This window comes from Bacillus luti, assembly GCF_009739945.1.
GTDB lineage: Bacteria > Bacillota > Bacilli > Bacillales > Bacillaceae_G > Bacillus_A > Bacillus_A luti.
The window spans coordinates 2,920,872-2,935,518 of sequence record NZ_CP040336.1; the positions used below are offsets into that span (position 1 = coordinate 2,920,872).

The window sequence follows — 14,647 nt, forward strand, 5'->3', positions numbered from 1 at the left end:
TTCAAATAATGTTATCCACTTTAATAAAATTAATTAACTAAAACATTATAATACCAACAATCTATAAAACAATTATTTTCTCCCCTTTAATTATATCCATAATTTTACATTGTAATTCTTAATATTAAAATGTAATATTGTATTGTCTTACTATCTATTTATAACTCACACACTAATTAGAAAAGGGAACTCTATATGAGTTCCCTTTTCTAATTTATTTCTTTTCTAGAAATTCAAATGTCTCTTTAAATTCTTTATCATTTACCTTAATATCAGCAGCTTTCAATAAATCAGTGACTACTTGTTGTTTCCATTTACCTGTCGTATCTTGTAGTCTTTGTTCTTCTAAATCTTTACGAATCTTATCCTTTACTTCATTAAACGGCTTCAACTCTTTTTTATCAGTCGCTTTAATAATATGGTAACCGTAAGTAGTTTTAATTGGCTCACTTACTTGTCCTGCATCTAATTTATACGCAGCTTCTTCAAATTCTTTCACTGTTTGTCCAGGAGCGAACCCAGGTATTTCCCCGCCCTGTTCTTTTGAACCAGTATCTTCTGAATATTGCTTCGCTAAAGCAGCAAAATCTTCACCATTATTTACTTTCTCTTTTACTTCTTTAGCAGTCTTTTCATCTTTTACTAGTATGTGACTTACCTTCATTTCTGGTTTATAGTTCTCTTTTACATCTTTTTCTGTAACAGTCTCTTTAATCGCTTTCTCAAATGCAATTTCTGGCTTCATTTTCTCTTTTAATTCATCCTCATTTTTCAATCCTAATTGCTCTAAAGTCGATTTAAAGTTGTCACCCATTTTATCTTTCGCTTCTTCTACTTTCTTTTGTGCTTCTTCATCTGAAACTTTATATTTATCTAGCAATGCTTTACTTAACATCATTTGATATAAAGTACTTTCACCATATTTTTCATGCAGTTCTTTACTTAACTCTTTCTCTGAAATGTTTCCTACTTTTGATGTTACTACGTTGTCAGAGGAACCACATGCAGATAATGCCAGCACTACGCATGAAATAATCGTTCCCAAAAATAGCTGTTTCTTTTTCAATTCAAATACCTCACTTTTATCAATATGTAAAAGTAACTATACACTGCTATTGTGAAAACAGTGTGTTTTCTACATGTAATTCATTTCATTTGAATCGACTATGTTCTTTTACCTTCTAATGTTAATAGTCTTCCTATTTTAATAGTAAGAAGACTATTTACGTATTCATTAAAATACATTTCATTACTGACTAATACAATGTGTTTGCCCGATATCCACCATATTTTTTACTCTTTCCCATACGGAAAGATTTTGATCCAGCTATATTCCCCTTAACATTCATACATTCAAGCTCGTCCTATTAATTTGCTCCGTACCTAACAGAATATTACTTGACTACTGCGTGTCCACTATGCTTATTTGATTTACTTAATTCGAACCTATAAACCAAGAAAGTGACTTATTTCCTATTAATTGATTCACATCACATTTTCCAATGCCAGAAACAGTTCCAGAATCCGTATATTGCCAAATATCACATGGGTATGCTGGCTTATTTCCTCCATAACGAGGAATCCAAACGAAATCAGCCTCAATATTTCGTGCTCCAAATGATACATACGTATGATGCCCTACATATAACCCCACTTTTTCCGCACCTAAACGACGTAATTCATCTATAAATGCTTGAGTTCCCCCTTGCATATCTACCATCGTTTGAACTTCTACATCCGCCACCCAAAACTTAGCAGCTTTATCACCACGATCCCAAAAATCTTGTGCTTCTTTCTTTGCATCAGCAATAGATATAAAACGACAAAATGCATAATTACCAAATGGAATACTGCGCTTTTTCATTTCATCCACATAGCTTCGATACATAAAGTCCACTGTGTTCGAGCCATCTTGAACTCTAGCAATAACTAAATCTAATTGAGGTGTTGCAATATCCCAATTAATAGTTCCGTTCCATTTTGAAATATCTACAATAAAACCCATACAATTCAACTCCTTTTTATTATCATATTCACTGCTTTCTTTTATTGTAAGTCTCATATGCCTAATGCTAGCAATCTATTATATAAATAAGGAGAATCATTATTTTCCAAAAAAAAAAACCATTTTTTTATTGATTCCATAATAAAAATGTCTTTTCACATTATTACAATCAACTTCACTAAAATTACATATTATATTAATACACCTATTCACATGAATCAAAAAGTGAATCGTAAGTCACACTCAATATTAGGAGCTGATTTCATGGAAAAAAAACCTATCGTATTCAAAGTTCCACCAAATTCAAAACTAAAAGTTACATTTTTCGGTCCTTGTAATGAAGTAATTACAAATGTTTCTATAATTAATCAACTTCGCATCCCTAAATGCCAAACTATCACTCAATACCCAGACTATAAGAAATATGAAACCGAAGTACAATCCCTATCCCGTTGTTAATCCACATAATTCGCAGTTTTACAGCTTAGTTACTTCGATAATTTTGAAAAACTACTTCATTAATTGGCTTAAATTACTCATTTCATGATATTTCATTGATAATTTATTGATTCCTTACACGTTTTCATTAAATGCACATATATTATCGTATGGAGATTATCCACTCATAAAACCTATCTTTCTTTAGAGCGTACTTTTTATGTATGCTCTTTTTTGTTTAACCATCATCCATATCCTTCTGTATATATAAACTTGTTAACCGTTTTATTAATTAGAAGTGCATCTCGCTTTTATTCAACTTTGTATTTTCATAATCCTAAAGGCACGGAATTATGCTCAAATAACAATATATTTCATTAATTCACTTATATATATTAGAAAAACAATAAAAATCCCTCACCATTTGATGAGGGTCTTAAAACATTCTTACAAAATATCTAATCTTCAGCTTCATTTAGTTGGAGAAGGAAATCTCGCAGCCTCAAAGTGAACCGTATTGAAACCATTAACATTTTGTACGATTACACCAGCAATGCTACTCTCTGCAAAAACTTCAACGAAATCCCCTGCTTCTAATTGAAGAATAGAAGTTACTGAGACATCATTATTAAAAAATACCCCTGTCCCAAAAAAGTCATTGTCTATCGCTATTGCTGGATTTCCATTCACACGAATTTCAACTCTAGCTCTGTAATTCACAGCAATATCATTTGGAGAAAATGTTATATTCCCCAATACACTATAGACCCCTCTAGTTTTCGGAATAAAAGTAGACGCTGCTGGATTATATTCATTTGCTAAATCAAATTGCTCATTTTGAAATAATACTTTAACAGAAGTATTTGCCGAAACAGGTTGATTCATTGTATTAACAGCTCTAAATGCAGACGCCCTTATAAGCTCGTCCTTCTTATCATCGCAGCACTTTACTTTTACATACTTCCTATCACATTGACTACTTTTCCTAAAACAGTCATGACTTTGCTTTTTGTAATCTTTACAATACTTACAATAATAATAAGACGTAGTAACTCCCCCTTTAAACTTATTATCATATAATATGTAAAATAGATTAGAATTGTTTGGACAAACTATTACTATTTTTAATAAAAGGTAAAACCCATGATGAGGCTTTACCTTTTATCTTCTGTATACTCATTATTTAATTGGAGAAGGAAATCTTGCAGCTTCAAAATGTGCCCCATCTTCTAAAGGACTTAAAACTCCATCTATACTACTTTGCGCATAAACCTCTACTTGATCTCCTTCATTCAATTGAATTATCGTCGAAACACTTACTACATTCCCAAAATTTATCGGACCAAAAAAGTCGTTATCTATAGCTATTGCAGCGTTTCCATTCACACGAATTTCTACACGCGCTCTATAATTTAAGTTGAGATTGTTTGGAAAGAAACCAATTGTTCCAATAATAGAATAAACCCCTCTAGTCTTCGGAATAAAAATAGACGTTGCCGGATTATACTCATTTGCTAAATCAAATTGTTCATTTTGGAACAATACCTTTACAAAAGTATTAGCAGGAACAGTTTGATCCACCGTATTTCTAGCTCTAAATGCAGATGCCCTTACAAGCTTGTCTTTATTGTCATTGCACTTACTTGTGTTCTTACAACAGTCATGCTGTTTCTTTTTGTACTCCTTACAATATTTACAATAGTAATAACAAGACATACTAGTTCCCCTTTCATGTTTATTACTGCATATTATGTAAGAGTGATTAGTAATGTTTGGACGAGCTAATATTTTTTTCTAGTAAGGGTGCCCTATACTTGCACCCTTATATTTTTATATACAACTAGATTCCTTCCAGTTTATAAATTGTAAACAGTTCCATATGGAATAGTAAGAAAAGAACTTCCGTACGGTGTTATATGATGCACCGGGTAATAATACTCCACGGATGAATAATACGGTTGTACACCTTGCTGCATTTGCATTTGTTGCTGCATTTGTAGTGCTTGTTGAACAGCTTGAACTGTACTTTGTGCTCCGCTATACGTTATTGACGTACCATACGCTGGTCGCATGCCAGCCTGAGAATAAAAATATGAATGAAACATTTTTTCAACCCACTTCCATATTAAATATTACTAAGTATGATATGATTCATTATTTCAGTGCGTGCTACAAGCTAGTCCGCCAGCTTATATTCAATGAATATATTAATAATGAATCAAAACTACGATAAATTTGATTAAATTCCCCTCTGATTACATATTTTAATTACAATTTTCATCTAATAATAATACTTTGATTTTCGGAGGTGATTGTATGGCAAAAGAAAATAAAAACAATTCAAATGAAATCCTTTATGGAGCTGCATTCGATCCTAACTTAATTGGACCGACACTACCACCATCTCCAACATTTACAATACCAACTGGAACCACTGGGGCTACTGGCGATACTGGAGCTACTGGAGCTACCGGGACCACTGGAGCTACCGGAGCCACTGGAGCTACCGGAGCCACTGGAGCTACCGGAGCCACTGGAGCTACCGGAGCCACTGGAGCTACCGGAGCCACTGGAGCTACCGGAGCCACCGGAGCCACTGGAGCTACTGGGACTATTGGGACTATTGGGACTACTGGCGATACCGGGGCTACTGGATTAATTGGAGCTACTGGCAACACCGGGGCTACTGGATTAATTGGAGCTACTGGCGACACCGGGGCTACTGGATTAACTGGGACTACCGGATTAACTGGAGCTACTGGCGACACTGGGACTACCGGATTAACTGGAGCTACTGGATTAACTGGAGCTACTGGCGATACTGGGACTACCGGATTAACTGGAGCTACTGGATTAACTGGAGCTACTGGCGACACTGGGACTACTGGGGTTACTGGGGTTACTGGAGCTACTGGCGATACCGGGGTTACTGGACTAACTGGAGCTACTGGCGACACTGGGACTACCGGATTAACTGGGACCACTGGAGCTACTGGCGACACTGGGACTACCGGGGTTACTGGGGTTACTGGAGCTACTGGCGACACCGGGACTACTGGATTAACTGGAGCTACTGGCGATACCGGGACTACTGGGGTTACTGGAGCTACTGGCGACACTGGGACTACTGGATTAACTGGGACCACTGGAGCTACCGGGACCACTGGCTCGACTGGAACTACTGGATTAACTGGAACCGGGACTACAAATGTATCAAGTTTCGCTGCCAATACTACCGGCGCAACAATTGCTGTAATTTTAGGTGGAACCGATGTACCTCTTCCTAGTGATCAAACTTTCTCTGGTGGTATTACAGTTGATGGTACAAATACTACTTTCACCGTTCCAAATGCTGGTCGTTATTTAATTAACTACGGAGTCAATTTAACCGCAGCTCTATTATTAAGCACACGATTAATTATTAATGGTGCAGCTAATACAGCTTCTACAATTGATCCAGTACTTTCAGTTAGCCAGTTTAATAATACAATTATAGTATTGTTAACAGCGGGAAGTACTATAAAGTTACAATTTTTCGGATTACTCGGCGCCGCTGTTTTATTACCCGGAAGTGCTGGCGCTACATTAACAATAGTGCAAGTTTCATAATCAATTTATGTGTAAACAAAAGAGAATGCCCAATTGGATTCTTTTTTGTTTTGTTGTTAACAATTTCCGGGCACTTTTTGACTACATTTTCTTCAAATGACAAAGTAAAAAAGCAGCTGTTAGGCTACTTGTAATTCTTATTATCCCCAAATGAAATGATATGTATATTCTCCCGTTACAAGTTCATTAATTCCAGCTACTCTAACGAATCTCAGTAAGTCTGCCCCTTGAAGAAAATACACCGAAATCGTAACCGGTACTTGTGACCACATAGATTGATAAAGCTCATTCACTCTCTGATTGGTTGAAACGATTAAATCATTTACAGGTCCATGATTCCATGCAGAGGTTTGAACTGAAGTGAACGGAAGGTCTTTCCCATTAACCACTATTCTTACCACACTTTGAGTTATGTCCACAATAATCCCCTCCACCATTACAAAAATTGGACCTATTTCTTTATTCATATTGTTATAAATATTCTTGACTGCAATTAATGTTTAAGGCAAACCCCTATTTTTCATTTAAAAAACTTGAGTTCTACACCATCCCTTTTTCACATATCTTCTTTCATACAATTTTCCGTTTAAAATTACCTTAAATCTTACTCAAACAACCTAATCACAAGAGAAATCCCTTTATAATACAATTAAGTAATTTATAGGGGTATTATTCATGACAGATACATTAAGACTCGTTGTCTTTATTATTGTTGCAATTGGTGCAATTATTAACTTATACCTAGAGTTTAAAAAACCGAAAAAAAGTATATTATCAATTGTTTTTCTGTCGATACTCCTAATTGGGGCTTCAGGATTAATCAAAGATATTTTATCTCGACTTTTATAAAACTCAATATTCCATGAGTCGCGCAGTTAGCTTTTGCTAACTGCTCTTTTAGGAAGGATTTCCTTCCTATTATCGAATTGGTAAAATTTAGAAAGGTGGTGTACTATGGCAGAAATTAAAGTGAGCCTTACACAATTTTTAGACTTCACACTGAAAGGTAGTGCTGCTAAAACAACCTTTGTAAAAAATCTAAAATCTCAACCTGAATACCAACCAATTTTTGATTACTGGAAACAATTACGAGAAACTGTTATTAAATTTCATCAAAATGAACTACCTTTTGAATGTTTCGAAACATTAGTGCAAACAGTTGATCAGAAGAAAAAGCAAAACTACATTGACGTCATAAAACAGTACAAAAAATTTATTAAAAACAAAGACATCTCTTGGTTCGATCCAGGTAAATCACATTGGATATCAGATGATTTAATCGTCCGCTCATCACCTGAACTCGGTTTGCTCATTAATGATGAGCCGCATCTTATCAAACTATTTTTCAAAGGAAAAAGAGAGCGAATTGATAAATACAACATCAACTCAACACTAACATTATTAAATGAATCAACATTTTCAAATGAACATAACGATGTGAATTATACAGTCCTTAACATCCAAAAAAACAGAATGTTCACGAATAACTCTATTAATAATGAGCATTTAATAGCACTTGAATCAGAAGCTAACCAGCTTTGTTATATATGGAATAAAATAGACTAGATATGATGCATCTCTTTCAATTCCTTGTTCATGTATAATTTGAAAACAAATTCAATCCGTTTCGTTTCATTGAAGCCTACCTTGTATTATGTCTCAAACAAGGTGGGCTTCAAATTAGTTTCTTTCCCCATTTCAACAGCCTAACTCACCTCCTCCGAAAAAGAGATGTAATGAGCTATTTTCACCTCATCAGCGTTTATATCCTGATTTTTCACTACATACCCCAAGAATATTGTACGATTTCACGTTTCTCACTTTCCACATCGTGCTTTTTTTCAAGTTTATTAATCTTTAACTGCAATTCTTTCATTCGTATTAACATTTACTGTGTAATCATCCAATTTATAGTTATTCTTCTAAATTGACCAACAATATATTAAAATCTTCTATATACAAAAGGAGGTTTACCATGCTCAACTTTCATACAAAACTACCTATATTCGGATTCTTTTTGTTTTTATATGGTTTTATTGGTATCATCGTTTTGTTACTATTCCTTAACTTGTAGTAACAAAGGCGATTAATATATGTTTAGTGTGTAATTTCTATATATCAAAGAAAAAAGCATCCATGTGCTTTTATTTAAGTAAATACTTTTGGATTTTATTTATAGTGTTAATAAATCTCTCGCAATCTTCAAATTCCATTTGAATAATTTCATTGCCCAAAGAAATTGAAGTACCAATTTCTAGTTTCTCCATACTTTTTTGCACTTGTCATTAATAACGGTACTAGAATGTTATGACGCTCGGTACAATAATTATGATTTAATTTGCCCTTCCTATAACGGTAATCCCTGTAATTCATATGTTTGACACAGCTCATAAAAAAGCTTATAAAGAAAAGTGAGGTTCCTAGTGTTCGTTTCTAAGATTTAAGATATATATCCAAAAATTGCAAATGAACGCTTAAGACATACAAGAGTAGGTATCAGACTGGACACCTACTCGCTTGTTGTACCAGGACTTCAAAAGATCGCGGTGGATCAATTCGCTAACGAATTATTCGGAAAGAAAAATTCTCGTTAGAATTTTGTTAAAAGTTTTCGTTTCTAACCGAAAACACCACCTAAATAACTTCAAATATTATAAGTGAAAAAGGAGCAACAAAACATGAAAGAAATCAAATCTGAACAAGAATTCAAAGACATCATCGCAAGTGAGGAGCCAGTAGTTGTTAAGTTCTTTACGACTTGGTGCCCAGATTGCGTTCGTATGGACAACTTTATCGGAGATGTAATGGAAGAGTTCAATAAATTTGAATGGTATTCTATTAATAAAGATGAGTTCCCAAGTATCGCTGAAGAGTATCAAGTAATGGGTATTCCAAGTTTACTTGTATATCAAAATGGCGAGAAGCTAGGCCACTTACATAGCGCTAATGCAAAAACTGAAGAGCAAGTTACTGAGTTTTTAGAAGCATACTAAGATGAAAAACCTCTGAAAAATATTTTTCAGAGGTTTTTCTCTTTTTTCACAATTATCTTTCGTAGTTATTTTGTTTCATTTCATCCACTGTGGCCTTTAAAAGTATATATCAATAATTTAGAAATACTATACTTCTTCATATTTTCATCACTTGATGAATTACACCCAGTCATTATAAGAATAATACATATTAAGAAAAGTATTCGGTTCTTCCCCCATCTACCTCCTATCCCTTACTTTGCACTTTACAACATATTTTTCCTTCGCGAAACTTTGTTATCCGCTTCTTAAAAAGCTATAAAACGTCAACAATGTTTGTATAGACCCACACGAGTTGCGTTTGATACTCTATGTATAGAAAGAAATTCCTTTAAAGAAAGGTGAGTGATTAAAATGGATACTCTTTCTCATAAAGAAGCTGATAAAGGTGCTATTGTCAGCATTATGGCCTACATATTTTTATCCTCTATGAAAATCATCATCAGTTATATTACCCTCTCTAGTGCATTACGTGCTGACGGTTTAAATAACTTAACGGATATCGGTGCTTCTTTAGCGATATTAATTGGTCTAAAAATTTCTCGTAAACCTCGTGACCCAGATCATCCATATGGGCATTCACGTGCAGAACAAATCGCATCACTTGTTGCTTCCTTTATTATGGCAACAGTCGGATTAGAAGTTGTTATTAGTGCCATTCAATCGTTTTTAAATCCGAAACAAGCAGCGCCTAATTTACTCGCTGCGTGGGTCGCTTTATTTTCTGCTGTCGTTATGTACTTTGTGTATTTGTATACGAAAAAGATTGCAGCGCGAACAAAAAGTAAATCATTAGAAGCCGCTGCAAAGGATAATTTATCAGATGCGCTCGTAAGTATTGGTACTGTAGTAGGTATTGTCGGTTCACAGTTCCAAATGCCTATTTTAGATCCTATTGCCGCTTTAATTGTTGGCCTTATCATTTGTAAAACCGCATGGGATATTTTCGTAGAAGCTTCTCATATGTTAACGGATGGAATCGATCCTGATAAAATGGAAGAATATGCCGATGCGATTGAACATATTGGTGGCGTGGAAAAAATCGTAGATATTCGCGCTCGTATGTACGGGAATCAAACGTACGTTGATATAACAATAGAAGTAGATGCCCGTATGGATGTGGGTGAAAGTCATTGTATTACTGATAACATCGAGGCTATGCTTCGGAAAAAGTTTGGCATTTACCATGCACACATTCATGTTGAACCAATGGAAAAAGAACCTATTTTGATATAGGTTCTTTTTTAATGAACGCTTTATGAAATATAACACATAAAACGAGCCAGCTACCGCCAGCTGCCCATCCCGCTAATATGTCAGATGGATAGTGAACGCCAAGATATATTCGGCTAACTGAAATAGATAATACAACAAAGCTCGCTATAAAAATAATTAACAATTTTTTATGCAATGTAATACGCTCTTCTGTAATTGTGACGTATGCAATAAATCCTAAAAAAGCAGTAGCATTCATCGTATGACCGCTCGGAAAACTATATCCAGTTGCAGTAACAAGCTGCGTTACATCTGGTCTTGCTCGTTCGTACCATAGTTTAAGCATACTGTTCAAATAACGAGATCCGTAGTAATTAATTGTTAGAAGTAATGCACTAAGTAACTTTTTTCTAACGAGAAAATACATTACAAGAATTATGAGTAACGGGAAATATATTCTTTTGGAACCGATAAAAGACACCCAAGTAAAGTAGGCTGTCAAGTAATCGTTTCGAAAACTTTGAATAAAGTGTGCAACTACATCATCAAATTTTTCAATACAAGCGGTATGATACGAAAGTGATAGTGCGACAAAACAAATAAGTAAAGTACAGCTTAACAAGTATAAATGTCGATATCGTTTCACATACATAACCTCACTATGCAAAAAAATGGAGCGGTTGTTTTAGTTTCCCACTCCATTTCTTTTTTATGCATAGATTATTAAAAAAGATAATTGTTAATTTTTTGCTTCATCGTTGGGATATCTTCATTCGTTACTATGAAGCGAATAATTTTCTCATCAAGATCAAGCGCTTCTGCAAATAACCCAGCTAATCCACGAGATTTTCTATCTACTTCCATAACGATTTCTAGACGGTCATAAGCACTCGGCAAGATTAATAATTCTAACTCATCTAACTTCCCATAATGCTCTCCAGAAACCGGAATAAACTCAAATTCTTGTGCGAATGGAACTTGCTTACGTAATCGATACGGTAATTCTTCGCATTCTATATGACGTGCTTTAAAGCCTAATTGATTTACACTATCTAATACGCTACTTAACAGTGCATTTGGCAACACTTGAATGTAATCACGGTCAATTGGGTCAATACTTCGTTTAATATCAAGACCCGTATGTACCCAAACTGTTTTCATTCCGAGTGTAAGTGGAGCTTCCACTGGCATTTTAAATGAAAAAGGAATTTCCATCTTTTCATTCGGCTCTACCAAAAAAGGTTCTGTTAAACGAACTCTCTCTAAATCGTACGTTGCTGTTATTTTTTTATCATCGACTTCTCGTACATACGAGGTCGATAACGTTAAGTAAATGCTTTCAATTTGTTGGCTAACTGAACCACCAGTTATATGCACCTTACCTACTATCTCTTCTCCAACAATATACTCATCTTTTTCAAGAACAGTATCTACTTTTGCATTACCAATACCAACGCTTGCTAAAAACTTTTGAAACATGGGGCCCCCATCCTTTCTAAAGCAAAAGCTACCTCTTTTTTTAAATCTTGTACATTCTCATAGTACGGCGTTTTTATTTGTAACATCCGCATGAGTATTTCTCGATTATAATTTTCCAAAGTTAACTCTTCATACCATGGTTTTTCATGTTTTTCAGTAGATTCATAACTGGCATATAATAAAAATAACGAGAAATGACCAAGAGCATAAAAATCACTTCGAAAATGAACTTCTCGCATCAAAGCTTGTTCACCTTCATAAGTTGTAACTCGCTCATCACCCTCACCTTTATATTTAGCCAATCCAAAATCAATAATACTAATCTGTTTTTCTTTCATTAATATATTCGGAATACGTAAATCTCTGTGAATAATGCCTTTACTATGAAACACCGAAACAATTTCTAATATTTCGTATAAAATTTCAAAAACTTCACGTTCTGTATATATATGTCCATCTAAAAAAATATAATCTTCGAAATTTTTACCAGGCATATATTCCATTACAAAAAAGCTCTTTTTCTCCCATACGAAATGATCATATAAACTAGGAATTGTATGATGATTTAATGTTTGTAAAATCATTTTCTCTTGTTCAAATGATTTTCTACCAGATTCGTATCTTTGTTTACTTCGTCTTAATTGTTTTAAGACTTTATATCTATTTATTTGTAAATCATTAACGACATATGTAACCCCATAACTGCCCATTCCAATTACTGATTCAATTTTATAACGTTCTGCAACGATTGTATTTTTTCGCAGTGGTCTATCAAATAAAGCTAGTACACGACGCCATTTCATCAGCTACTTGAAAAGAAGCTACGGCTTTTACGTTTTCTTTTATAATGATGATGTCCATAACCAGATGAACGTCGTTTATAATCGCTACTTGAATAAGAGCGCCCTCTATGACGATAATCACTACTCGAATACGAACGATATTTTTTCTTTCCTAATAAAGAATCAATAATTTTTTTGAACATCCCTTCACCTCTTGAGTAAAATTTTCTTTTAATTATACCAACAATTGCCGACTATGTTTGTGACAAGTTTGTAAAGAGTAAAAAACGACGAGTTAAGCCCGTCGTTACTTTCACTCATCCTCTTCATCAAAAACTTCATCAATCATACATTTCTCTAATAAATACTCGAATGTAATATCTGCGAGATCTTCAATTTCTTCTCGTTTTGGGACGTATCCTCTTTCAATTAGTTGCTCATAAAAAAACTCCGCAATCTCTTCCGTATCAATTACGACTTCAATTTCCTTCATGAGCATCACTCCTTTATTTCTGTTTTATGAAAAAATCTCAAAATTATGTATATGAGATTAGAAAAATAGTTTTTATTTTTTTATAGGTCATATCATTCGGACAAGGTGCATACGATGGTAGTACAAGCTATCCAAAGGGGGAAATAAGAATGGAATATCAATATGAAGTAGAGCAAACAAAAGAAGAGTTCATGCATGAAGATCAATGGGCAGACTCTCTTATTAAATGGCTTTTTATTTTTTAATAATTGTAGGCATACCTTATACTGCATATGTTGTTGTTCAATTTATTCTCTCTTTCTAGTTAACTATTTTTTCTCTGTCAATTTAACTAAATAATTATGAACAACATCCATTACAATTTTATATTCTTCATCTTTAAATGTATCAAATAACAATTGATAATCGTTATAAATATCAAGTAATCCATCAATGATTTCTTGACGATTCGTCTTAACACTCACTTTTTTCGAGTTGTTAATTGACTTTAATTTTCCTAAATCTAATTTATTCATACCAGCTTTATCTTGCTTCATTTTCTTCAAAATTGCATTTGCCGTTTGAGCATTGGCAAGTAACGTTAAATCTGATTCATCCGCTTCTAACCATTCACCATCTGTAATTCGTGACAATTCATATATGGTGTCTTCCCATGCGTCATTTTTATATCTCCATACTTCTGTTCGGAAACCGACAATACGGAAAACATCTTTATCATATCCTGTTACTTGCACGAGATCACCAAATGTGAAATTATAATTTAATTCAATCCACTCTGTGTCGCCCTTTTTCATTTCTTGTTCTGAAACATGCTGCAATGTTTGTTCTACGTAAAACCCATCGTGATTATTTACTTCGTATACGTAAACTCCATCTAAAACTTTCATATTTGTGATTTTACCAACGGTTCCATATAGCGTAATCACGACTATGTCCCCTACGTTGTATTTAGGTTGTTTTTTTCTTGCCATCTCTATCTCTCCTTTTTTTGACGTCGTGATTTTGATATCAGTATATGCAACCTACATAAAAACGCTTATCACAGAAGCTTATATTCATAAATTTTTTCGATAAAAAAATATCACTACATAAAATTTTATGTAAAACACAAAAAAAGCTAGTAAATAGACTAGCTCCAAATCAAGATATTTCATATAAAGCGAAACTTTAATCGATAGGGGTTGTATTCAACCCACACCGATCGGTCGTTTACCTTCTTTGCTCTGCGTTGGAAGTCTTACCACCAACAAATAGCGTGATAAAAAACATACAGAATACTTCACTTTGTAAAAGTAATGTATTCTGTATGTTTTATCTCTCTTGTATGTATAAATCCCATGCTTCATCAAATATAGACATACTTTCTAGCATTCCGCTCAACTCTAAGTATGAACTAATTTCATCATAGTCTTCAGATTGCTTCGGAAAACTTAAATCATCATACATCGCCTCTGCTAAATCTGAAATTTCATTTCTAAATAAAGCTGCACGATGCTTCATCATATAATGGTAAAATGTCTTTTTCAAACGTATTCCCTACCTTTCTAACTTGGGTACATTATACAAGGCAAAAAAGAAAAAAACCAGCATAAAA

At 34.1% G+C, this 14,647-nt stretch carries 18 protein-coding genes and 3 pseudogenes; 8 read left to right on the forward strand and 13 right to left on the reverse strand.

The genetic code is table 11. The features are described 5' to 3' along the window. Positions 1 to 214: 214 nt before the first annotated feature. Together EUC40_RS14890 and EUC40_RS14895 are read right to left on the reverse strand one after the other, a co-directional pair. Positions 215 to 1,066: a peptidylprolyl isomerase PrsA gene (locus tag EUC40_RS14890; RefSeq protein ID WP_156575834.1), complete on the reverse strand. Its 852-nt coding sequence runs from the start codon at positions 1,064 to 1,066 to the stop codon at positions 215 to 217. 372 nt (positions 1,067 to 1,438) lie between these two features. Next, positions 1,439 to 2,005: pseudogene (locus EUC40_RS14895) on the reverse strand (glycoside hydrolase family 25 protein); the annotation flags it as partial. A gap of 264 nt (positions 2,006 to 2,269) precedes the next feature. Between EUC40_RS14895 and EUC40_RS14900 the strand changes: the two are divergent. Then, positions 2,270 to 2,464, forward strand: coding sequence for a hypothetical protein (locus EUC40_RS14900; RefSeq protein WP_000412565.1), 195 nt, complete (start codon positions 2,270 to 2,272; stop codon positions 2,462 to 2,464). Between the two features lie 450 nt (positions 2,465 to 2,914). On the opposite strand, the gene EUC40_RS14905 is transcribed toward EUC40_RS14900, so the two are convergent. The 3 genes from EUC40_RS14905 to EUC40_RS14915 all read right to left on the reverse strand — a co-directional run bounded on the left by EUC40_RS14905 (position 2,915) and on the right by EUC40_RS14915 (position 4,548). After that, positions 2,915 to 3,526 (reverse strand): hypothetical protein, encoded by a 612-nt coding sequence (locus EUC40_RS14905; protein ID WP_156575835.1) that lies wholly within the window; start codon positions 3,524 to 3,526, stop codon positions 2,915 to 2,917. A gap of 96 nt (positions 3,527 to 3,622) precedes the next feature. Continuing rightward, complete coding sequence (locus EUC40_RS14910) at positions 3,623 to 4,159, reverse strand: C1q-like domain-containing protein (protein WP_156575836.1); 537 nt, start codon at positions 4,157 to 4,159, stop codon at positions 3,623 to 3,625. A 140-nt stretch (positions 4,160 to 4,299) separates the two neighbouring features. Continuing rightward, positions 4,300 to 4,548, reverse strand: coding sequence for a DUF3947 family protein (locus EUC40_RS14915; RefSeq protein ID WP_000469110.1), 249 nt, complete (start codon positions 4,546 to 4,548; stop codon positions 4,300 to 4,302). Between the two features lie 211 nt (positions 4,549 to 4,759). Here EUC40_RS14915 and EUC40_RS14920 point away from each other — a divergent pair, with 211 nt between their 5' ends. Then, complete coding sequence (locus tag EUC40_RS14920) at positions 4,760 to 6,052, forward strand: BclA C-terminal domain-containing protein (protein ID WP_156575837.1); 1,293 nt, start codon at positions 4,760 to 4,762, stop codon at positions 6,050 to 6,052. A gap of 140 nt (positions 6,053 to 6,192) precedes the next feature. Here the strand turns inward: EUC40_RS14920 and EUC40_RS14925 are convergent, their stop codons facing one another. After that, positions 6,193 to 6,546, reverse strand: coding sequence for a hypothetical protein (locus EUC40_RS14925; protein WP_395592173.1), 354 nt, complete (start codon positions 6,544 to 6,546; stop codon positions 6,193 to 6,195). 181 nt (positions 6,547 to 6,727) lie between these two features. Here EUC40_RS14925 and EUC40_RS27000 point away from each other — a divergent pair, with 181 nt between their 5' ends. The 5 genes and pseudogenes from EUC40_RS27000 to EUC40_RS14940 all read left to right on the forward strand — a co-directional run bounded on the left by EUC40_RS27000 (position 6,728) and on the right by EUC40_RS14940 (position 10,320). Beyond that, positions 6,728 to 6,901, forward strand: a complete 174-nt coding sequence (locus EUC40_RS27000) for a hypothetical protein (RefSeq protein WP_167520155.1) — start codon at positions 6,728 to 6,730, stop codon at positions 6,899 to 6,901. Positions 6,902 to 7,006: 105 nt separating this feature from the next. Further along, positions 7,007 to 7,618, forward strand: coding sequence for a hypothetical protein (locus tag EUC40_RS14930; protein ID WP_156575839.1), 612 nt, complete (start codon positions 7,007 to 7,009; stop codon positions 7,616 to 7,618). Positions 7,619 to 8,325: 707 nt separating this feature from the next. Continuing rightward, positions 8,326 to 8,646: pseudogene (locus EUC40_RS27520) on the forward strand (site-specific integrase). Between the two features lie 84 nt (positions 8,647 to 8,730). Continuing rightward, positions 8,731 to 9,045: a thioredoxin family protein gene (locus tag EUC40_RS14935; RefSeq protein WP_000658777.1), complete on the forward strand. Its 315-nt coding sequence runs from the start codon at positions 8,731 to 8,733 to the stop codon at positions 9,043 to 9,045. 393 nt (positions 9,046 to 9,438) lie between these two features. Further along, positions 9,439 to 10,320, forward strand: coding sequence for a cation diffusion facilitator family transporter (locus EUC40_RS14940; RefSeq protein WP_156575840.1), 882 nt, complete (start codon positions 9,439 to 9,441; stop codon positions 10,318 to 10,320). On the opposite strand, the gene EUC40_RS14945 is transcribed toward EUC40_RS14940, so the two are convergent. The 5 genes from EUC40_RS14945 to EUC40_RS14965 all read right to left on the reverse strand — a co-directional run bounded on the left by EUC40_RS14945 (position 10,307) and on the right by EUC40_RS14965 (position 13,053). Next, a complete protein-coding gene (locus EUC40_RS14945) occupies positions 10,307 to 10,945 on the reverse strand; it encodes a phosphatase PAP2 family protein (RefSeq protein WP_156575841.1) in 639 nt (212 codons plus the stop codon). The genes EUC40_RS14940 and EUC40_RS14945 overlap by 14 nt on opposite strands. 77 nt (positions 10,946 to 11,022) lie before the next feature. Then, a complete protein-coding gene (locus tag EUC40_RS14950; RefSeq protein ID WP_156575842.1) occupies positions 11,023 to 11,778 on the reverse strand; it encodes a sporulation protein in 756 nt (251 codons plus the stop codon). Next, positions 11,760 to 12,581 (reverse strand): serine/threonine protein kinase, encoded by an 822-nt coding sequence (locus EUC40_RS14955; protein ID WP_156575843.1) that lies wholly within the window; start codon positions 12,579 to 12,581, stop codon positions 11,760 to 11,762. Before EUC40_RS14955 ends, EUC40_RS14950 begins: the two co-directional genes overlap by 19 nt. Further along, positions 12,581 to 12,763 carry a hypothetical protein gene (locus EUC40_RS14960; RefSeq protein ID WP_000473370.1) on the reverse strand — a complete coding sequence of 61 codons (183 nt, stop codon included), beginning with the start codon at positions 12,761 to 12,763 and terminating at the stop codon, positions 12,581 to 12,583. The genes EUC40_RS14955 and EUC40_RS14960 overlap by 1 nt, the downstream gene beginning before the upstream one ends. Positions 12,764 to 12,873: 110 nt before the next feature. Continuing rightward, positions 12,874 to 13,053: a YozD family protein gene (locus tag EUC40_RS14965; protein WP_000658451.1), complete on the reverse strand. Its 180-nt coding sequence runs from the start codon at positions 13,051 to 13,053 to the stop codon at positions 12,874 to 12,876. 149 nt (positions 13,054 to 13,202) lie between these two features. On the opposite strand from EUC40_RS14965, the pseudogene EUC40_RS14970 reads away from it, so the two are divergent. Beyond that, a pseudogene (locus EUC40_RS14970) lies at positions 13,203 to 13,357 on the forward strand (DUF3930 family protein). A gap of 4 nt (positions 13,358 to 13,361) precedes the next feature. Here the strand turns inward: EUC40_RS14970 and EUC40_RS14975 are convergent. Together EUC40_RS14975 and EUC40_RS14980 are read right to left on the reverse strand one after the other, a co-directional pair. Continuing rightward, positions 13,362 to 14,024: a hypothetical protein gene (locus EUC40_RS14975; RefSeq protein ID WP_000101497.1), complete on the reverse strand. Its 663-nt coding sequence runs from the start codon at positions 14,022 to 14,024 to the stop codon at positions 13,362 to 13,364. A gap of 340 nt (positions 14,025 to 14,364) precedes the next feature. Then, positions 14,365 to 14,580 (reverse strand): YozE family protein, encoded by a 216-nt coding sequence (locus EUC40_RS14980; RefSeq protein WP_002171816.1) that lies wholly within the window; start codon positions 14,578 to 14,580, stop codon positions 14,365 to 14,367. Positions 14,581 to 14,647: the final 67 nt, after the last annotated feature.